The sequence below is a fragment of the Gammaproteobacteria bacterium genome, assembly GCA_013214945.1.
Taxonomy (GTDB): Bacteria; Pseudomonadota; Gammaproteobacteria; order Enterobacterales; family Psychrobiaceae; genus Psychrobium.
The window spans coordinates 217,982-238,806 of sequence record JABSRT010000004.1; the positions used below are offsets into that span (position 1 = coordinate 217,982).

Consider the following 20,825-nt stretch of genomic DNA (forward strand, 5'->3'; position numbering starts at 1 on the left):
GAACAGCGAATGCGTTTGCGTAGAACAATATTTTAGGAATTGATAATGAATTCAGTAATAGAACAAGAAATTAAAGAAGTAGGCGTCGAAGCTTATTTAAACAAGCAGCAACATAAAAGCATGTTGCGTCTGTTAACTTGTGGCAGTGTTGATGATGGCAAAAGCACCTTAATCGGCCGTTTGTTACATGACAGCGCCCAAATTTATGAAGATCAGTTAGCGGCAATTAAAAAAGACAGCAAAAAAGTAGGCACTACTGGTGACGACATTGATTTGGCCTTATTGGTCGATGGCTTGCAAGCTGAACGTGAGCAAGGCATTACCATTGATGTTGCTTATCGCTATTTTTCGACCGACAAACGCAAATTTATTATCGCTGATACTCCGGGCCATGAACAATACACCCGTAATATGGCAACCGGTGCTTCAAACTGTGATTTGGCCGTTATCCTGATTGATGCGCGCTACGGTGTGCAGGTTCAAACACGTCGTCATAGCTTTATTGCCTCGTTATTAGGAATTAAAAACTTTGTTGTAGCGGTTAATAAAATGGACTTGATCGATTTTAGTGAGCAAAAATATCACGAAATTCGTGAAGATTACTTAAGCTTTTCTGAAAAACTTGGTCCACGTAATATTAGCTTTGTCCCTTTGTCTGCGCTAAAGGGCGACAATGTGGTTAATGCGAGTACTAAGATGCCTTGGTACGAAGGTGAGCCGCTACTGTCTATCTTAGAGCACGTTAAGTTAGATAATACTGTCTTTAACGGCGGCGCACGTTTACCCGTTCAATATGTTAATCGACCTAACTTAGATTTCAGAGGTTTTTGTGGCACGCTCGCTGCTGGTACATTGGCGCCAGGCGATGTGATAACCGCTTTACCGTCAGGAAAAAGCAGTAAAATAAAGTCGATTGTTACTTTTGAAGGTGAACTTGCACAGGCTATTACTGGCCAAGCAATTACCGTGACACTTGAAGATGAAATTGATGTTAGCCGTGGCGATTTGTTGGTGACTGGTACTTTGCCGTATTTGAGCGAAGGTGCCAAGGCCAAACTGGTTTGGATGGGCGAAACACCATTGGTTGAAAATCGCCAATATGATTTAAAAATTGCGAGCAAGAAAACCCAGGTAACTATTGCAGCGATCGAGCATCGAATTAATGTCAATACCTTGGTCGAAGAGTCATGTACTGAACTCAACTTAAACGAAGTTGCTAACGTTGAACTAAATTTCGCTGAAAAGTTAAGCTTTGACCATTATGATGATGTTCGTGATACGGGTGGTTTTATCTTGATTGACCGTTTAACCAACGTCACGGTTGCTGCAGGCATGATTTATCAAGCTGTAACAACGACAGCAATCGAAACCACTGAATTTAGTGAGTTTGAACTTGATTTTAATCGCTTGGTTCGTAAGCATTTTCCTCATTGGCAAGCACTAGATATTAGTGCGGGAAAGGGGCAGTAAGATGTTGTCAATGTCAGCAGGAGTTATATTGATGCTGGCAGTGCTGGTGATCTTGTTAATTTCTAACAAGATCCGCCCAGCAATCTTATTTACCACTGCCATCGGCACCAGTTACTTGCTTGACTGGATAAGTCTTAAGCAAGTGATGGCAAACTTTACTAATCCGTCGTTGTTAACGTTAATTTTGTTATTGTTGGCTGCAGTGGCGATGGAAAAAACTGATTTATTGCAAGCTATTGGGCGACACCTTAATCAGAAAAATTTTGCTGTGGTGATCACAAAACTGGGCTTGTCAACGGCATTTTTGTCTTCGGTGACCAATAACTCAGCCGTGGTCGCTTCTCTTATTGGCGTGTTAAAACGTAACCAATACCATTCCCCCTCTAAGTTGTTATTGCCTTTGTCATATACCGCAATTTTAGGCGGTACACTGACGTTAATTGGTACCTCGACTAATTTGATCGTAAACAGCTTTGTGGTAGATGCAGGGCTAGAGCCGATTGGTTTTTTTGACTTTAGCCTGATAGGTTTGGCGGTGGTTGGCTGTGGTTTAGTGGTGATTGTGCTATTGAGTGCCAGATTGCCCGATCGCTGCGCCGAAGTTGATACTGAATTACCTTACTTACTCGAAGCGGTTATTAGTATTGATTCGGTGATGGCAGGTAAAAGTGTTGAAGACAATCGTTTACGGGCATTACAGCGGCTGTATTTGGTTGAAATCGAACGTGATGGCCAACTAATAAAGCCGGTGTCACCACAAGAAATGTTACAAGTTGGTGACCGTTTAATGTTTGCTGGCGATACTCAAAGTTTGCATATTTTGCAAGAGATGGACGGACTAGAATGGTTTGCTAAGTCGCACCTTAAAGGGCAGGCATTAGTTGAAGTCATCATTAGCCACTCATCGGTTATCAATGGTAAAACATTAAAGGAAAGCTGCTTTCGCGAGCGTTTTGATGCCGCCGTTGTCGCAATACGTCGCGGCCACGACAAATTAAGTGGCGGCTTTGGCCAAATTAAATTACGCGCCGGTGATACCTTAATTTTGGTGCCGGGCAAGAAATTTCATCAAAATAGTGATATTTATCGCGAATTTGTGATGGTTAGTGAGTCTGATGTTAGTGCCAGACTCGATACCAAGCAATCGCGTGCTGTTGTGTTCGGCTTTTTAGCGACCTTAGCCCTGTCACTGGTTGATTTAGTTCCGTTAACTAAGGGTTTATTAGTACTGATCGTGGCTTTTGTGTTGTTTGGGGTGATAAGCCTTGAAGAATTAAAACGTCGCTTCCCTTTTGAATTAGTGGCGATTGTTGGGGCTGCGCTTGGTTTAGCTAATATCATGGTCGACAGCGGCGTGGCACAAATACTGGGCGATTTCTTGTTAACGGTGTTTAATGGTTGGGGCGTATTCGGGGCATTTGTCGCGGTTTACGTGTTTACCTTAGTCTTGACTGAGCTTATCACCAATAATGCGGCAGCAGCCTTGGCCTTTCCAATTGCCTATAGTTTGGCGATGAGTTATCAAGTCGATCCGCGGCCTTTTATTATGGCGGTAATATTTGGTGCTAGCGCGAGCTTTATTTCGCCCTATGGTTATCAAACGAACCTAATGGTTTATAGTGCCGGAAATTATCGGTTCCGTGATTACTTAAGCCTGGGCGTACCATTATCAATTGTATATTCTACCGTGGTAATTATTATGATCCCGTTAGTTTTCCCTTTTATTAAAGTAGCTTATTAGTGAGTATTGCATGAGTAACTCTCCAACAACCAACGGCATTGATGATCCAAATGTGGTGTGGCATCAGCATCAGGTCAATAAATCACAGCGCAGCGAACAAAAAAGCCAGCGCCCTTGTTTATTGTGGTTTACCGGCTTAAGTGGCTCGGGAAAGTCAACGATTGCAGGCGCATTAGAGTCAGCATTATTTGCTCAGGGCCAACATACCTATTTGCTTGATGGTGATAATGTTCGCCATGGTTTATGTGGTGACCTTGGTTTTACCGACAGTGACCGAGTTGAAAACATTCGCCGAGTTGGTGAAGTAAGTAAATTGATGGTCGATGCCGGGTTAATCGTGCTAAGTGCGTTTATTTCACCGTTTAAAAGTGAGCGCCAAGTGGTGCGAGAATTGCTTGAACAGCATGAGTTTATTGAAGTTCATATGGCGACATCTTTAGCGACTTGTGAGTCTCGCGATCCGAAAGGTTTGTATCAAAAAGCTCGCTCTGGCGAAATAAAAAACTTCACAGGTATTAGTTCAGAATATCAAGCGCCGGTTAATCCTGAAATCTTCATCGATACAGATAAGTTAAGCATCGCGCAATCAGTCGATGTATTAATGGACTATCTACGGGCACAAGGGCATATAAAATGAAACTTGCATGGCAACAACCTTTATTAGAAATAGCGCGCCAAGCGGGCGACGCGATTATGGCTTATTACCAAAATGATGGCACTAAAACGTGGATTAAAGCCGATGATAGCCCATTAACTCAAGCAGACTTAGCTGCTCATAATGTCATTGTTGATGGCCTTGCGTTGTTAACGCCTGATATTCCGGTGTTATCGGAAGAGTCGACTGAAATTTCATGGCAAGAACGCCAACCGTGGCAGCAATATTGGTTAGTCGATCCGCTTGATGGCACTAAAGAATTTATTAAACAAAATGGTGAGTTCACGGTTAATATTGCATTGATCGAGGCTAACAAACCCGTGATGTCGGTTGTTTATGCACCGGCCTTAAAAAAGCTATATTATGCCAATATCGAACAGGGTTGTTTTTTACTTGAACCAGGACAGGAACAGATCAAACTGAGTTTAGATGTTAATGCTCAGGTTGAGTTACCAATTCGAGTTGTCGGCAGCCGCTCTCATCCCAGTGAAGAAATGGCTCAGTTTAGTGGTCAGTTTGAGCAAGTTGATGTGATCCCGACCGGCAGTTCATTAAAGCTGTGTTTAGTCGCTCAAGGACTTGCTGATATTTATCCCCGCTTGGGTCCAACCATGGAGTGGGATACTGCTGCAGGGCAGTGCATCGCACAATGTGCTGGCGCTAAAGTAACCCAATTAGACGGTGCACCATTGCTTTATAATGCGAAGCAATCGCTTAAAAATACTTACTTTGTCGTTAGTCACCCCGCGCTATCTTGGCAGGGCAACGTTAACTAATTTTCAACTTCGCGCTTGAGGTTAGCCAGGCCCAGTTCAAATGCTGGGCCGATTAACCAATCCATCGCTTGTGCTAAATAAAAACCAATAATTGGTAATTGCACCTCGCCTTCTAAGGTCCACTCGATCCTAACCATCTGGCTGCTTAACACGATATAGTTGAGATGAGATATCGCCGGCATTTTGTTCTCACCAAACCATAGATTGTAAATAATTCCAGTGCTTGGCGAACTGGCGATAAAGCTCAGGCGACCGCCGCCACTGTCGTCAGTCCAATGCTGACTAGCCCCCACGCCTGTTTGTTGGCTACCTAAGGTAACTTGAACCGATGGTTCAAGTTCAAGCCAAGGACTCCAGCGAGGCCACTGGTTTAAATCACCGACTAATTGATGGACAGCTTGCGGGGTTGCTAGAATAGTTTGACTGCGCATTAGCCGATAATCTTGTGGCAGGAATAGGCCGGCAAACAAAATTAATACTGTAAACCACATGACAATTCGAAACACTTTCATTAGCAAGCTCCATTGATATTGGGATCTTATTTAGTATAGACGAGCTAGATAAATTAACGTGCGCTATGGTTAGGTGACTTGAGATATGGTTATGAAACTTGAAGTATGTTTATAAAGCAGAAGTATAGTCGTTGCCGCAGATGGGTACTTAGGGCTTTAATATTAATTGAGCTTGTTGCAGTAGATGAAAGTAGGGCTGACATCATCAAAAAGCTGATGATGTCAGTTATTCGCTGTTAAGCGAATACTTTTTCAAGTGGTGGCACAATTTGTTTTTTACGACTTAACACACCGTCAAGCCAAACTTTACCGGCGACAGTTGCTTGGCCAAAAGCTTGCTCAGCGAGGGAATCATTGTCGCTAACAACTAACAATTCTGAGCCTTCTTTCATGATGTCGGTTAACAATAACAACACGCTATGTTGACCTTCTTCTTGTTTTAATTTAGCGATTTCGGCTTCTAGATCGGCTTTCATTTCGTCGAAAATTGCCAGATCGATTACTTCTAATTGGCCAATACCAATTTTGGTGCCGTTCATATTAAAGTTTTTAAAGTCACGCATCACTAAATCACGCATCGGAGTATTTAATACCGCCGATTTTACTTTGAACATATCCATGCCCAATTCTTTAAAATCTTCAATGCCAGCAATGTCAGCTAACACTTCAACACAACGAATATCTGCGGTAGTACAAGTTGGTGATTTAAAGATAACGGTATCGCTCAAAATAGCGCATAACATCATGCCCGCGATATCTTTTGGAATATCCACTTTGTGGAAATCATACATCATCTTGATCACGGTATTACTACAACCTACCGGGCGGATCCAACACTCAAGCGGGGTATCTGATGTCAGATCACCTAATTTATGATGGTCGATAATCCCCAAAATGGTCGCTTGAGCAATATCATCAGGCGCTAAGGCGATATCTGAATGATCGATAATATATAAGCTTTCACCCGCATAGCTTAGCTTTAGCTCTGGCACTGGGTAATTAAACTTATCTAAGATAAATTTAGTTTCCGGCGATAACTCACCTAAGCGTGCAGGGATTACGTCTTCACCGATTTGTGTTTTTAAATAGGCAAGCGCAATAGCGCCTACGATTGAATCTGAGTCAGGAACTTTGTGGCCTACAGCATAAACTGGCATATTTAACCTCTTGTTTGGTACCGTGCATTAAATTTGCCGGAATTGTGTATTGTTTTACTAGAATAACACATTGAGCTATTACCAATGCAATTAGCTATTGGTAATGGCTGCTGTGTTGCTTATTTTGTGATACTAGACGTGATTGTTATGTGTGACAGCTATTTGTGATAACTATTTATGATAATCAAGACAGGTATTAACTTCATTCTTTGAACCTAAAATAACCGCGACCCGTTGATGAATTTGGGTCGGTTCTATTTCCATAATCCGCTCGTAACCAGTAGATGACACGCCACCAGCTTGTTCCACTAAAAAGCTCATTGGGTTAGCTTCATACATTAAACGTAATTTGTATGGCTTTTCTGGGTTTTTGGTATCAGTTGGGTAAGTAAATATGCCGCCACGGGTTAACACACGATGGACATCACCAACCATTGCGGCAATCCAACGCATGTTGAAGTTTTTATCACGCGTGCCAGTATCGCCAGCGAGTAAGTCTGCAATATAGTTTTGCATCGCTGGTTGCCAGAATCGCTGATTAGACATATTAATGGCAAATTCTTGGGTGTCTTCACTGATGCTCATTTGCTCGTTAGTCAGCAAAAACTCACCAATGGTATTATCAAGCGTGTATTGGCGAACGCCTTTACCTGTGGTTAAAACCAACTGGGTTGACGGACCGTATAAAACGTAACCGGCGGCTACTTGCTGATGGCCAGGTTGCAGAAACATTTCTTCGTTAGCACCGCTCATGCCTGCTGGCACTTCCATGATTGAAAAAATAGTACCAACTAAACTATTAATATCAATGTTTGACGAGCCATCCAGAGGATCGAAACACACTAAATAACGACCGCCGTCATTACCTGCGACAATCGTGTCTTCTTCTTCAGAGGCAATAGCGCGCACTAAATCAGACTCTAATAAGGTGTCTTTAATTAGCTGGTTAGATATAACATCTAACATTTTTTGGGTTTCACCTTGAATGTTTTCATCTAAGGTTGAACCTAAAATTCCGGCCAGTTCACCTTGATGAAGCCGAAAAGAAATTTCTTTGCACGAAGCCATTAAGGTATTAAGTAGCGAAATTAAATCTAAATCAACATTATCTTTTTTTAGTACGGGCACAAAGCGTTGCATCTGGAGATCCCAAGTTATGTTAAAAAATTAAGTTATGTTAAAAACTGCCCATATAATAACACCATAACGAGATTGTTTTTAGCGCAAGTTTTTAGTTAATGATAAATAAAACTATTGTTTGATTTACTTAATGCAGTATATTGAATTACTTAGAATTTATATGAGCTTAATTGATGGGGAGCATTTTCGGTAATCATAGTTTAATTGGCCGACGTTTTATTGCATACACTGTTTTATTTAGTTCGTGTCTCGCCCTTATTTTCACTCTGCTTCAGGTGCAAGTTGGATATCAGCACGAGCTAGAAAAACACAAGTTAAACCAAGAGCTTATTAAGAATAGTTTGTTGCAAAGTTTAGCGCAAAGTGTCTGGACATTTGACGACGCGCAAATATATTCACTGCTGCAAGGCATGGTGAATATTCCGATGATTGAACGGGTATCACTTAGCCTGCCTGATAACGTCAAATATAACGTCGGTCAAATTCAATCAAGTCAAATTGAAGAATTGTACTTTAAGGTGACTTATGCTGAAAAAGTAAATAAAAATATCAAATTAGGGAATTTAACTGTTTATTCCAGCATGGACGATACTTATCTTTATATACTCAAATATTCCGCGCTGATGCTTTTTCTTAACCTGACAAAAACCGGATTAGTGATTGGTTTTATGTTTTTCTTGATAGATCGCTTAATTGGCCGCCATCTGTTTAAAATAAGTCGACACTTATATCATTTTAAAGATAGTAATCAAGCGATGCCATTGGTCTTAAACCGTCGTAATTTTGTTGAAAATGATGAATTAGAACTGGTGGTTAAAGCACTTAATAACATGCAAAAAAATATTGAATTTGAGCGTAACCGAGCCCAACGAGAGGCGCAGCGCCGTGAATCATTGCAGCAACAGATTATTGATCAATCAGAACAGGTATTAACGCTGGAGCGTAATGTTGGCTTAGCGGAAATAGCAGGGACCTTGGCTGATGAACTAAAGCAACCGTTGCGCAAGATACGTGATTACTCACAATTGTGTGGAAAAATGTTGCAAGAATCGGTTGTTGTTCCCGGTGTCTTAGTCAATGTGATTGAAAAATTGAACGAGCAAGCAACCGTGGCGACAGATATTTTGGCACGATCACAAAATGTTTTAATCAATACCCAGCCAACGCTGCAGAGTATAGATATCAATCAAGTGCTCAGTTTGGTCGTAAAGTTAGTCGATTATAATCTCAAAGACGCACAAGTAATGTTGATTCACCACGATCAGCATAATGAATTATGGGTCATGGCGGACCAGTTACAGTTAGAGCAAGTGCTGATCAATTTAATTCGCAATGCGATAGATGCATTAACCGAGCAGCCGCAAGGGATCCGATTGATTGAAATTACCACTTGGAATGAGGGGGAAACTGTTTATCTTAAAGTTGAAGATAATGGCGCTGGTTTTAATGTCGATTCCGCCAGTGAACTGTTTAAGCCATTTTTTACCACCAAAGAGCAAAGCATTGGCATTGGTTTGAGTATTTCTCAAAACTTGATTGCGGCGATGAAAGGAACAATAAAAGCACGTAATCGACTTGAGCGTGGCGCTTGTTTCACTGTTTCTTTGCCACAATCGAGCAAGCTATTGTCTGAGCCCGTGAGTCTAAAGTCGAATTTATTGACGAGTAGTTAATGAGCTGTTTAGCGCTTAGTCAGTCACATATTTTATGAAAATCGTTTAACTTCGGCTACAATAGCGGCATTATTTAGTCATAGAGCCATTATTTTGCCAAAATTTTTAACTAATATATTGATAGCTTGTACAATATTGATAACTGCCGGATGTTCAACAATAGGGCAAGATCAAACCAAGTTAACAACGCCAATGGCTAATCAATCACACCATGATGCTAAAATGGTCGGTGATTACAGCGAACAGAAAATCGTAGTTGCACCAGAATTGCCGCAAAAAATTACGCGAGTAACGAGTAAAAAATTAAGCCCACAGCAAGTTGATAATTTGTGGTTACGCGTTGCAATGCAGATGAACATGGACCAGCCAAGTAATAAGCAAATTACGGCTCAGCGTAAGTGGTATTTAAAGCATCCAAGTTACTTTAACCGAGTATCTAAGCGAGCTGAACCCTTTTTATATATGATTGTTGAGCAACTTGAACAACGCGGCATTCCGCTTGAGCTTGCGTTGTTACCCATTGTTGAAAGTGCGTTTGATCCCTTTGCATATTCACATGGTCGTGCGTCAGGCATGTGGCAAATTATTCCAGGAACCGGCAAGCGGTTTGGTTTGGCCCAAAACTGGTGGTATGACGGCCGTCGTGATGTGCCAGCATCAACCAAAGCGGCTTTAGATTACTTGGAATATTTAAATCGATTCTTTAAAGGAAATTGGCTGCATGCGATTGCTGCATATAACTCAGGCGAAGGTCGGGTTAATCGAGCAATCAAAAAGAATCGCAAAGCGGGCAAGCCAACCGATTTTTGGTCATTAGATCTACCAAAGGAAACTAAAGATTATGTGCCAAGATTATTGGCATTAGCGCAAATTCTAAAAGATCCAGCGCAATACAATCTGCAATGGCCAACGATAGACAATCACGCTGTCGTCAGTCTAGTCGACACTAAGTCACAAATTGACCTGGCCTTTGCTGCCAAAATCTTAGATATGGAGCTTAACGACCTACACAAATTAAACCCGGGTATTAATCGTTGGGCAACCGCTCCTAATGGCCCGCATGTTTTGCTTATACCTAAAGATAAAGCACACCATTTTAAGCAGCAACTTAATAAAACAGCCAAGTCTCAACGCGTAAATTGGGTTCGTTATAAAATTAAAGCCGGTGATAGTCTTGGTTTGATTGCACAAAATCATCAAACCACGTTGGCGGCGATAAAAGATGTTAACCAGATTAAATCAAGTAACATTCGCGCTGGTAAGTATTTACTTATTCCGATTTCAGCCAATAAGCTAACTGACTACAAACTGACTTCTAATGCACGATTAGCCACTAAACAGGCTAAAAACAGAAGCGGCAACAAGTTAAGCCATGTGGTGAAAGCTGGCGATAATTTTTGGGATTTGGGACGTAAATATAAAGTAAATCATCGTTCTATCGCTAAATGGAATGGCATGGCACCTAGAGATCCATTACGTTTGGGCCAAAAACTGGTGATTTGGACCAAGCAAGCGAGCAAGCGCAATAATAGTAGCAGTAGCGCCATTATGCGCAACATCACTTACAAGGTTCGCAGTGGCGATTCAATTGGGCTGATTGCACAAAAGTTTAGCTTAAAGATAGCCGACGTGATCCGTTGGAATTCTTTACAGAATAAAAAGTATTTACAACCGGGACAGAAGCTAAAGCTAAAGATTGATGTGACTCGCACCAATTCATAGAGTATTAGACCAAAATAATAAATCAATACGGCTTGAGAAGTTGAGCTGAATACGATTGAAAAAGCCGCTAGCAGGATCCTGCTAGCGGCTTTTTCGTTGGCTTAGGCATGGCGTTTTAACTGTGGTACCGGGGTTAAATAAGCTGGGCGTGCTGATTTTAAATAATGGATATCATCATAACTTGGTTTGCCCTGAGGTAACTTTAAACGCTGCTTACTCAAATATGGGCGAGCGTTATGGGAAATCATTAACTCAATTTCGCTATTTCCTTGCTCGCCTTGGCGCGTTTGGCTGTAATAATCTATTGGCATTAAGATGCCTGAGCTGACCAAACTTTTGACATCGGATTCATCACTTGGCAACCATAAGGTGGTTTTACGCTGTAAAAAGAACTCGCGCAATACCGCACGTTCGCCACTGACTAGGGTTTTGATTCTATTTTCAATTTGCTCAACTTGTTGGCTCTCTAAACTGCTGGCTCTTAGTTGTTTCAGTCCCGAGCTAACAATATCAATCAACAGATAACTTGAGCTAACGATAAAAAATATTCCGACAAAATGGGCATAGTTGTCGACCATATAGTTTAGTTTTAATATCGCACCGATATTTGTTGGTACGAACAGGATCAAGGCGCTAGCTATTGCCAGCCACAGCATACCGTGGAATAGGTAATGAGACGGCTGTTTGATAGACTGATCTTTCCACATAATAAACCCCAAATGACAAGAAATTGTCACGTAATTAAATTCTTATTCATAACAAGCAATATTTGTTCCTATTTTTAAGTTTGTAATAAATAAATGCTTAATTCATTATTTAACTGGTTGTTTTATGCATTGTTTTATTCGTTACTTATCGTGGTTAACTACACTAATTTCAATTCCTTTATCTGATTTAGCCCGCTGAAAGCGGCAACTTTGTGCCTGAATCTTTCAGCAGTGAGCTTACTTGAGCGGCAAATTTTAATTTTAGTGATAGCGACGGCAGGTTCGCGGTCGGTAAATATGGTGAATGTTAAGTGTCTTTATCATTTTTTGTGTGAATGCCTATTATTGGTCAAACGAATGTATGAAAATATAAAATGCTTTATTTGTATTAAATAACAGATAGTTAAGGCTTTTATTTTGTTTTGTCTGGCATGGTTTGCCCGATGGGCGTTCATCGCTTTTTCAGCCAAGACAGGCTATTATTTTTAAATATTCATCACAATAAATTTTGAGGTTTTACATGACGCAGCGTATTAATGTCGGCGAACTCAATGTCGCACAGAGCTTATTTGATTTTGTTAATCACGAAGCATTACCGGGACTAGGACTGGACCAGAAAAATTTTTGGTTGGCTTTTTCTAAACTAGTAACGCAGTTAGCGCCGCGAAATGCGCAGTTATTAGCAAAGCGTGAACAATTACAGCATCAAATAGATCAATGGCATCAAGAAAATGACTATGATTTTACTGCGTACAAAGCCTTTTTAGAGCAAATTGGCTATTTGTTACCTCAAGCAGATGATTTTAAAATTACTACCAGCAATGTTGACCCTGAAATGGCGACAATGGCAGGACCACAATTAGTGGTGCCGGTGATGAATTCACGATTTGCACTTAATGCCGCCAATGCTCGTTGGGGCTCATTGTATGATGCGCTATATGGTACCGATGCTATTAGCGAAGCCGATGGTGCTGAAAAGGGCACAGCTTATAATCCGGTACGTGGTAATAAAGTAATAGCGTTTGGGCGCCAATTGCTCGATACATCAGCCCCGCTGATTAATGCGAGCCATAAAGATGCGGTGAGTTATCAGATAATTGATGGTGGCTTAAGCGTTAAGCTGAACAACAATGAGCTAACCACTTTAGCTGAGCCAACGCAGTTGGTTGGTTTTAATGGTGACGCAGCAACGCCAACCGCTATTTTATTAAACAAAAACGGCTTGCACTTAGAAGTGGTGATTGACGCAACCAGCCAAATTGGCCAAACCGATAAAGCAGCGGTTAGTGACATTTTAGTCGAAGCGGCATTAACTACTATTATGGATTGCGAAGATTCAATTGCTGCTGTCGATGCAGCCGATAAAGTGACGGTATATCGTAACTGGCTTGGATTAATGAAAGGTGATTTAACCCAGGAGATGACCAAAGGCGGTCAAAGCTTTACCCGTACCTTAAATAGTGACCGTCACTATAACGATCCACAAGGCAATGACATTAGCCTTAAGGGCCGTAGTTTGATGTTTGTCCGTAATGTTGGCCACTTGATGACCAACGAAGCGATTATAGATAATGCTGGCAACGAAGTGCCTGAAGGTATTTTAGATGCAATGATGACCTCATTAATTTCGTTGCATGATGTTCAGGGCAATGGCCGTTTTAGCAATACCACTACCGGCTCTATTTACATTGTTAAGCCGAAAATGCATGGCCCCGAAGAAGTGGCTTTTGCTAACGACTTATTTAATGCGGTTGAAGATATTTTAGGGGTGGCACGTTTTACGATTAAAATGGGCATTATGGATGAAGAGCGCAGAACCACGGTTAACCTAAAACAATGTATCGCTGCCGCAGCACAACGCGTCGTATTTATTAATACTGGCTTTTTAGACCGTACTGGCGATGAAATCCATACGTCAATGGAAGCTGGGCCAATGATCCGCAAAGGCGAAATGAAAGCGGCTCCTTGGATTAGCGCGTACGAAAACTGGAATGTTGATACCGGACTTGCTTGTGGTCTTAGTGGCAAAGCGCAAATAGGTAAGGGCATGTGGGCGATACCGGATCAAATGGCTAATATGTTGGAGGTGAAAATTGCGCATCCCTTAGCGGGTGCTAATACCGCTTGGGTGCCTTCACCAACGGCAGCAGTATTACATGCACTGCATTATCATCAGGTCGATGTTTTTGCGCAGCAGCAGCAATTAATGCAACGAGAAGTCGCCAATATTGATGATATATTGTCGATTCCGCTGGCGACTAATCCAAATTGGACCAGTCAAGAGATTGAGCAAGAGCTAGACAACAACGCGCAAGGTATTTTGGGTTATGTGGTGCGTTGGGTCGATGCTGGCATTGGCTGTTCAAAAGTACCAGACATTAACAATGTTGGCTTGATGGAAGATCGCGCAACCTTGCGAATATCTTCTCAGCATATGGCTAATTGGCTCCATCATGACATTTGCAGCAAAGAGCAAGTGCTGGCGTCGATGAAAAAGATGGCGCTAGTGGTGGATAAGCAAAACAGTGGTGACCCAACTTATCAAGCAATGGCTACTGATTTTGAAAACAATATTGCATTTCAAGCGGCTTGCGAATTAGTGTTTGAAGGACGAAAGCAGCCTAGCGGTTACACTGAACCCGTGTTGCATCGCTGCCGGATTCAAGCCAAAGCTGCACAGTAAAAGCGGCGAGTAATCACAATGAGATAGCCCGTGAAGTCAATGCCTCACGGGCTATGTCATTGTTGCAATAAAAAGTGGACATTGCGCACTTAAGTGACAAACTGGCGGGCCCACTCGCTTTCGCTATACAAATCTTTAGTTGATTCAAGTCGATCAATAAAGGTTAAACCGTCAAGGTGGTCGAGTTCGTGTTGAAATATCCGGGCCACAAAACCACTGTAATGGCGGTTATGCGCTTGGCCATGACGGTCAAGGTAGCTAACTTCAATTTGATTATACCTTGGCACCAGTCCGCGTAAGGCCGGCACACTTAAGCAGCCTTCCCAATCTTTTTGCTGTTGCTCACCAACGCTGACTAGGCGGGGATTAATCATTACTGTCGGGCTCATTAAAGGCGCGTCAGGATAGCGAACATTGGGACGTGAACATACGACAAAGATCCGTTTACTGTGGTGGACCTGTGGGGCTGCAATGCCGACGCCATCGAGCGCAACCACGGTGCTTAACAAGTCGTCGATTAGTTGTTGAATATCGTGATTCGCTATCTTGGTGACTGGTTGCGCTATTTGGCGTAAAACAGGGTCGCCTAATTTAGCAATAGGTAACTGATTTTGCATAAAAGTTCTGTCGTTAGCTGAGTGGTTTTTGACCATATCATCATTGCGCAAATTTTGTTACCACTAAAGTTAATGTGAACATTGGCAGTACAATTGATACTATAGCCACCATTAGATGATTTACCCGAGGATTACCCGTTGCAGTTTCAGGACAAACAAGTATTACTATTTGATTTAGATGGCACTTTAGTTGATAGCGCGCCTGATTTAGCGCTGGCAATTAACGATATGTTAGGGCAGTTGGGACGTGAAACTTTCAGTGAGCAGACCATTCGTAATTGGGTTGGCAACGGCGCTCAAGTGTTAGTTCAGCGCGCATTAGCTGGCAATGCCGATAGTTCGATTAACGTCGAACCGCAAATGCTTGAATCGGCGTTAGCACTATTTTTGGCCAGTTACCGGGCCAATGTTTGTGTTACAACGGTCTTATATCCTGGGGTGCTAGAGACGCTAAAGTTACTCAAGTCACAAGGTTATCGTCTGGCTGTCATTACCAATAAACCTGAATGTTTTATTGCACCAATTCTTGAAGGTTTAGCAATTAATCATTACTTTGAACTGATTATTGGTGGCGATACGTTAGCGAAACGTAAACCAGATCCGTTGCAGCTGCAGCATGCTTGTCAGCAGCTTAAAGTCAGCCATGAGCAATGTGTGATGGTCGGAGATTCTAAAAATGATATTTTGGCGGCTCAGGCGGCTAACATTCAATCGGTTGGCTTAACTTATGGTTATAACTACGGGGAAGATATTGCGTTATACCAGCCCGATTTAGTGCTGCAAGATTTTGCGCAATTAAGCGCTGCCCTACAATGCACTGCCGGAGCGCTCAATGGCCAAATTTAATAAAAAGCAGCCAGTGTCCGAAGAAGTTGTTAACGACGCACTGGGCATGGCTAAAGCGACCCAAAAGCCGGGCCAAACCAAAGAGCAAACGAAGTTAATTGCTCAAGGCATTCAAAAAGGTATTGAACAATATAAAAAGCAGCACAAAGTTAAAGTGCGTCAACAAGACAAACTGCGAAAGAAACGTCAAGAGCCCAGTGCTGAGGCTGTTGCTGAAGAACCAATCGTTGTCTCCAACACAATTAGCTGGACGCCTTGGGTATTGCTGGGCTTATCTTGGCTTGGTTTTGCGCTAACTATTTGGCTTAAGCCCGGAGCATAATTAATGTTGTGGATTTTCTTCACTTTATTCGCTGCATTTATGCAGTCTTGGCGTAATGCATTTCAGAGTTTTCTCAGTAAAGAAGTGAAAGTAGCAGGGGTTACACTGGCCCGGTTTATATGGGCTAGCCCATTGGCAGCGATCTACCTTGGCGCTTTATATTGGTGGCAGCCTGCGCAACTGCCAGACTTTAATGCCAAGTTTTTACTGTTTATTGGTGGCGCCTCGTTGGCGCAAATTCTTGCAACAGCGTTAATGGTCCGGTTATTTAAGCTCAACAACTTTGCGATTGGCGCTGGGCTGGCTAAAAGTGAAGCGATAGTCGCGGCGATTTTAGGCACGATATTTTTCGGTACATCATTAACTTTGCTTGGCTGGGGCGGGGTATTGGTCGGTGGTTTTGCGATATTATTGATGAGCAGTAATAAAGCTGGCGGCCTGCGAAGCTTGTCATGGCAAACGTTTTTACTTGGCGTTGCTTGTGGCACTGCGTTTGCGCTAACTTCGTTGTGGGTACGTGAAGCGAGTTTAACCCAAGACTTACCGGTGCTGCATCGTGCTGCTTGGGTTCTATTACTGGTTATTTCACTGCAAACGGTTATCTTATTGCTGTACTTAGCCGTTAAAGACCGCGCAACGATTCACGCATTATGGCAACGACCAAAGTTAACCGTATTAACGAGTGTTACTAGCTGCTTGGGTTCAATTGGTTGGTTTAGTGCAATGTCAATTCAAGCGGTGCCCTATGTCAAAACGCTAGGTCAGGTAGAGGTGTTTTTCATGATGCTTATCACGACCTTTTGGCTTAAAGAAAAGATCAAAATAAAAGACGGCATCGGTTTAATGCTCATTGCACTAGCAGCGACTATGGTGATGTGGACCTAACTGTTGTTAGTAGCAACTTTACTCTTAAAGTCACTAAGCACTATTTCTAAGGCGGCGATGGCCAGTTGGTCATCGACCTGATTCGATTCAAGCAATTGGATTAAATCAACCGCTAGCTGGATATGCGGCGGCGCTTGTTCAAGTGTTGAAAGGTCAGTTTTGGCATGTTGGGTCATCGTGGTTCTCATGTTATTTTTTATAGCGTGATACTTTACCCGTTTCAAGCAGTTCTATTTTTTGCTCGATAAAGTAAATCGCTTTGCGACATTGACCGAGACGCTGATGCAATTTTAAAATTTCTTGCTGGCGTGCTAGTTTTTCTTTGATCGGACAAAGGGCTAATTGCTGTTCGAGCTGATTGATTTTTACTTCAAACTTTTGCTGATAGTCGTGATGCTTTGACAGCTCTTGGTAGAGCGAGACACTATTAGACATCACGTTTTTAGCCAGCCAATTAAAACTACTGCCTTGACGTTGCTGCTTTTTAATCGCCACTTTTTTACGCGTCGCTTTGTCTTGCTGGTAGGACGTATTACGTTGGTGTTGGCTGGTCAGCGCTTTGCGAATTGCCTGACATTGATCGACCAGTTTATTGCATTGATACTGTAATAAGCTAGTCGGTGATTTACTCAGGGCTAGTTTTCGAACGTCATCAAGTAATAAGAAGCTTTCGCTGACATAATCACTAAGGTACGGCGATCTCGATTTAAATAATTTATCATTAAACAGTGGTCGATGAGCCAAGGTCGGAATTTTACTTTTTTGATCATAGCTCGCGGCTTGCTGGGCTAATTGCGTCAGCAGTTGATCGATTTCTCCCAGCTGCTTAATCAAAACCAAGCATTCCATGCTAGTTTGGCACTGATCACCAAAACGACGATAATAAAGAGTGGTCTAATCAATTTACCACCAAATTTGATCGCGGTCTGAGCACCAATATAGGCGCCGATCATCAAAAAACCACCCATCAACAAACCGAGTTCGTAATCAACTTGGCCCAAGATCATAAAGGTTACTAAGGCCGTGGCATTACTAACAAAATTCATGGTGCGGGCAACGCCGCTGCTGATTAATAAATCAAATTTGTGGAGGATTTGGGTTGAGACGGTCCAAAATGCGCCAGTGCCGGGACCGGCAAAACCATCATAAAATCCTAAAATTAACCCTTGTGCTCGCTGTTTAAACTTGAATTTAATACAGTTTTTATCTACTTTAGTATCAATTGTCTTGCCGGGCTGTTTAAACAAGGTATAGATAGCAGTGCTGATAATAATCAGTGGCAATATTTTTTCTAACCAAGCACCTGATACTAAGGAGACCGCAACAGCGCCTAATAAGGCGCCAATAAAGGTTGCAATAATACAAGGCAACCACATTTTTGGGTCAAATAATTTGTTACGGTAAAAGGTCAGACTCGAGGTTGCAGTACCAAAAGTTGAAGCTAACTTATTGGTGCCCAATACCATGTGAACCGGCAAACCAGAACTTAGCAACGCAGGTACGGTTAATAACCCCCCGCCACCAACAATGGCGTCAATAAATCCCGCGACAAACGCCGCGCTGGCTAAAATGATTTCCCACGGGATATTTGCTAGTAACTCAAACATTAAGACACTTATTTGGCATATTTAATTTATGACTCGATGGTTAATTTGTAAGGGGGTAGTGAGTTAATGAGTGATTTGCCATAGCGTTTTGTCACTAACCGACGGTCTAGGATGGTAATGGTGCCTTGATCTTGTTCATTACGCAATAAGCGTCCGCAAGATTGAATTAATTTACGTGATGCATCCGGCACAGTTAAGATTAAAAAGGGATTGCCGTTTTTACTTTTAATATATTCGGCATGTGCTTGCTCAACAGGTGAGTTTGGCACTGCAAAAGGTAATTTGGTGATGATTAAATTCGTTAGGTAAGCACCCGGTAAATCAAGTCCTTCTGAAAAACTACTGGTCCCAAATAATATACTCGGCAGTTTATTGTCGCATTTATCTTTATGCAACGTTAGCAAGGCGTTGCGTGACGCTTCGCCCTGAACCAGCAATGACAGATTGTGTTGTTGGCGTAAGTCTTTGGCTACTTGATTCATTTGTCGATAAGATGAAAACAACACTAGGGTGGCCATTTTGTCGACCACACGGCGTTTTATCTCACCGACTAGCTCGTCGCCAAATGCGCTATCACTGGGTTCCACGGCAATATTAGCGATAATTAATTCGCTATTATTTTGAAAATCAAAGGGCGATAATAATTTAATGTATTGGGTGCCATCATTGGTATTTAGACCCGCTGCTTTTCTAAAATTATCAAAAGAGTCCAGTGCTAATAAGGTGGCAGAGCATAAAATGGCGCCGTGGGCCTGACTCCATAATTTATCTTCGAGAAAGTAACCAACTTCAATTGGAGCTGCGCGGACAAAATATTCATTTTTGACGGGATCAGTTAATTCGATCCAGCGGACCATCGGCGCACTTTTAGCCGAACTTTTAAAGCTAAGCATTTGCCACAGTTTGGCTTGGTTTTCCATCCGGTTAAGGTTAGTGCCAATGTCGACAAGCAAGGGCTCTATTTGCCACGGGCTAATTTGGCCGTCTTTGTAGGCTTCTAAAATTAACTGGTGGATTTTATTGAGCTGCTTTAGCCCTGATTTACTCGAATTTAAGGTGTTTTCAGCCAAAGTTAGCAATGAGTCGGGTAAAACACCGTGTTCAAAACGATGACGACGCTCTTCGTTATTAAATAATTGGCTGTTGGCATTTAACCACTGAGCAATAAGTTTTAAATCACTGGCCAGTTCGTTACTGTGATCGGCCAGCTTCATTATTGGGCTAATCAGTTGCTGGGTTTTAACCACGGTTGATATTTTCTTGGTCATTAAATCGAGTTTTGATAACCACTCGATAGTCGACAATAATGACGACGACGCGCTGGAAAAGCTGCGTGCTTGTTCGGGTAAATGGTGCGCCTCATCGATGACATAAAACATTGAATCGGGTTCGGGTAAAATAGTGCCACCACCAAGCTCTAAATCGGCTAATAATAAACTGTGATTGACGATGATAACGTCGAGTTTGTCGATAATATCTCGGGCTTTGTGAAAAGGACATTGCCGATGCGCCGCCAGCTGTTTGTTACAGCTAAATTTGTCACTGGCTATTTGCTGCCAAATTAAGTCGTTAATTGGGATTGGCCAGCTATCGCGTTCACCATCCCATTTTTTATCAAGCCAGGCCTGCCATAATTTTTCAATCAACTTTAAGTCAGCTGCAGCTGGTTGTTGTGGCCAGAGCATCGCGGTGTCAGACGCTTTCGTATCGGCAATGAGTTCTAGCTTGCTGGCACAAATATAGCGTTGACGGCCCTTGACCACACCAAAGGTGAAATTAAGTCGGCTATATTGGCGAAACATCGGTAAATCTTTGGTTAATAATTGTTCTTGCAGCGCTACGGTAGCGGTTGAAATACACAGTTTTTTACCGCTAGATAATGCCAGGGGGATTGCGCCTAACGAATAGGCTAAGGACTTACCCGTGCCAGTACCTGCTTCGATTACCCCAATTCGGCGTTTTTTGTCGTACTCACCAGCCAAGGTTTTAGCGATTTCAGCGACCATGTAATTTTGCTCTTTACGCGACACAAAGTTTGGAATTTCGTCACGAAAACTTTTAAAGCAAGCTTGAATTGTTTTTTTTACGTCGGCCGACAGCATGCAGATACTTAATTTGAAGAGACAGACGCAGAAGCATAGCAATGATGCGGGACTAAAGCTATGAGTGCTATTGAGGAGTGAGCGCTGGACTCGATTAAATCGGGTTGATAGTCAAAGCCGTCAAGAATCAAAGCAGCTTTATTAATGGCTGTTGAAAATTAAGCGACAGCCTTCGCTGCTCAAATAACAAACGATCATGAGGCTGTTGTG

19 protein-coding genes are annotated in these 20,825 nt (G+C 42.3%); 10 read left to right on the forward strand and 9 right to left on the reverse strand.

Annotated elements, in window-relative coordinates; translation table 11 throughout:
- Positions 1-45: 45 nt before the first annotated feature.
- Genes cysN through cysQ form a run of 4 tightly spaced genes read left to right on the forward strand, consistent with a single transcriptional unit; the run spans position 46 to position 4,642 of the window.
- Entirely contained in the window at positions 46-1,470 is a 1,425-nt protein-coding gene (cysN, locus tag HRU23_04215) for a sulfate adenylyltransferase subunit CysN (GenBank protein NRA53324.1), read from the forward strand.
- Between the two features lie 31 nt (positions 1,471-1,501).
- Positions 1,502-3,211, forward strand: coding sequence for an SLC13 family permease (locus HRU23_04220; protein ID NRA53325.1), 1,710 nt, complete (start codon positions 1,502-1,504; stop codon positions 3,209-3,211).
- 10 nt (positions 3,212-3,221) lie between these two features.
- The gene (cysC, locus tag HRU23_04225; protein NRA53326.1) at positions 3,222-3,848 is read left to right on the forward strand and encodes an adenylyl-sulfate kinase; all 627 of its coding nucleotides are present in this window, start codon (positions 3,222-3,224) and stop codon (positions 3,846-3,848) included.
- Positions 3,845-4,642, forward strand: a complete 798-nt coding sequence (gene cysQ, locus HRU23_04230; GenBank protein ID NRA53327.1) for a 3'(2'),5'-bisphosphate nucleotidase CysQ — start codon at positions 3,845-3,847, stop codon at positions 4,640-4,642. Before cysC ends, cysQ begins: the two co-directional genes overlap by 4 nt.
- On the opposite strand, the gene HRU23_04235 is transcribed toward cysQ, so the two are convergent.
- The 3 genes from HRU23_04235 to HRU23_04245 form a co-directional block, all read right to left on the reverse strand.
- Entirely contained in the window at positions 4,639-5,154 is a 516-nt protein-coding gene (locus HRU23_04235) for an SRPBCC family protein (GenBank protein ID NRA53328.1), read from the reverse strand. The genes cysQ and HRU23_04235 overlap by 4 nt on opposite strands.
- A 236-nt stretch (positions 5,155-5,390) precedes the next feature.
- Positions 5,391-6,311 (reverse strand): manganese-dependent inorganic pyrophosphatase, encoded by a 921-nt coding sequence (locus tag HRU23_04240; GenBank protein NRA53329.1) that lies wholly within the window; start codon positions 6,309-6,311, stop codon positions 5,391-5,393.
- 171 nt (positions 6,312-6,482) lie between these two features.
- Complete coding sequence (locus HRU23_04245; GenBank protein NRA53330.1) at positions 6,483-7,451, reverse strand: class 1 fructose-bisphosphatase; 969 nt, start codon at positions 7,449-7,451, stop codon at positions 6,483-6,485.
- Positions 7,452-7,624: 173 nt separating this feature from the next.
- Here HRU23_04245 and HRU23_04250 point away from each other — a divergent pair, with 173 nt between their 5' ends.
- Both HRU23_04250 and HRU23_04255 read left to right on the forward strand, forming a co-directional pair.
- Positions 7,625-9,124, forward strand: coding sequence for a GHKL domain-containing protein (locus tag HRU23_04250; protein NRA53331.1), 1,500 nt, complete (start codon positions 7,625-7,627; stop codon positions 9,122-9,124).
- 192 nt (positions 9,125-9,316) lie between these two features.
- A complete protein-coding gene (locus HRU23_04255; protein ID NRA53332.1) occupies positions 9,317-10,846 on the forward strand; it encodes a LysM peptidoglycan-binding domain-containing protein in 1,530 nt (509 codons plus the stop codon).
- A gap of 101 nt (positions 10,847-10,947) precedes the next feature.
- Here the strand turns inward: HRU23_04255 and HRU23_04260 are convergent, their stop codons facing one another.
- A complete protein-coding gene (locus tag HRU23_04260) occupies positions 10,948-11,553 on the reverse strand; it encodes a super-infection exclusion protein B (protein ID NRA53333.1) in 606 nt (201 codons plus the stop codon).
- A 520-nt stretch (positions 11,554-12,073) separates the two neighbouring features.
- Between HRU23_04260 and HRU23_04265 the strand changes: the two genes are divergently transcribed.
- Positions 12,074-14,236 carry a malate synthase G gene (locus tag HRU23_04265; protein NRA53334.1) on the forward strand — a complete coding sequence of 721 codons (2,163 nt, stop codon included), beginning with the start codon at positions 12,074-12,076 and terminating at the stop codon, positions 14,234-14,236.
- Between the two features lie 89 nt (positions 14,237-14,325).
- Here the strand turns inward: HRU23_04265 and def are convergent, their stop codons facing one another.
- Positions 14,326-14,853 (reverse strand): peptide deformylase, encoded by a 528-nt coding sequence (gene def / locus HRU23_04270; protein NRA53335.1) that lies wholly within the window; start codon positions 14,851-14,853, stop codon positions 14,326-14,328.
- Between the two features lie 138 nt (positions 14,854-14,991).
- Between def and HRU23_04275 the strand changes: the two genes are divergently transcribed.
- From HRU23_04275 to HRU23_04285, 3 genes are read left to right on the forward strand one after another with little or no spacing between them, the layout of a single operon-like run.
- Positions 14,992-15,699, forward strand: coding sequence for a phosphoglycolate phosphatase (locus tag HRU23_04275; GenBank protein NRA53336.1), 708 nt, complete (start codon positions 14,992-14,994; stop codon positions 15,697-15,699).
- Positions 15,686-16,021: a DUF2956 domain-containing protein gene (locus tag HRU23_04280; protein ID NRA53337.1), complete on the forward strand. Its 336-nt coding sequence runs from the start codon at positions 15,686-15,688 to the stop codon at positions 16,019-16,021. Before HRU23_04275 ends, HRU23_04280 begins: the two co-directional genes overlap by 14 nt.
- A gap of 3 nt (positions 16,022-16,024) precedes the next feature.
- Positions 16,025-16,906 carry a DMT family transporter gene (locus tag HRU23_04285; protein ID NRA53338.1) on the forward strand — a complete coding sequence of 294 codons (882 nt, stop codon included), beginning with the start codon at positions 16,025-16,027 and terminating at the stop codon, positions 16,904-16,906.
- On the opposite strand, the gene HRU23_04290 is transcribed toward HRU23_04285, so the two are convergent.
- From HRU23_04290 to dinG, 4 genes are read right to left on the reverse strand one after another with little or no spacing between them, the layout of a single operon-like run.
- Complete coding sequence (locus tag HRU23_04290; GenBank protein NRA53339.1) at positions 16,903-17,082, reverse strand: YbaM family protein; 180 nt, start codon at positions 17,080-17,082, stop codon at positions 16,903-16,905. The genes HRU23_04285 and HRU23_04290 overlap by 4 nt on opposite strands.
- A gap of 13 nt (positions 17,083-17,095) precedes the next feature.
- Positions 17,096-17,740, reverse strand: a complete 645-nt coding sequence (locus tag HRU23_04295) for a primosomal replication protein (protein ID NRA53340.1) — start codon at positions 17,738-17,740, stop codon at positions 17,096-17,098.
- Positions 17,737-18,513, reverse strand: coding sequence for a TSUP family transporter (locus tag HRU23_04300; GenBank protein NRA53341.1), 777 nt, complete (start codon positions 18,511-18,513; stop codon positions 17,737-17,739). The genes HRU23_04295 and HRU23_04300 overlap by 4 nt, the downstream gene beginning before the upstream one ends.
- A 26-nt stretch (positions 18,514-18,539) precedes the next feature.
- Positions 18,540-20,615 (reverse strand): ATP-dependent DNA helicase DinG, encoded by a 2,076-nt coding sequence (dinG, locus tag HRU23_04305; protein ID NRA53342.1) that lies wholly within the window; start codon positions 20,613-20,615, stop codon positions 18,540-18,542.
- Positions 20,616-20,825: the final 210 nt, after the last annotated feature.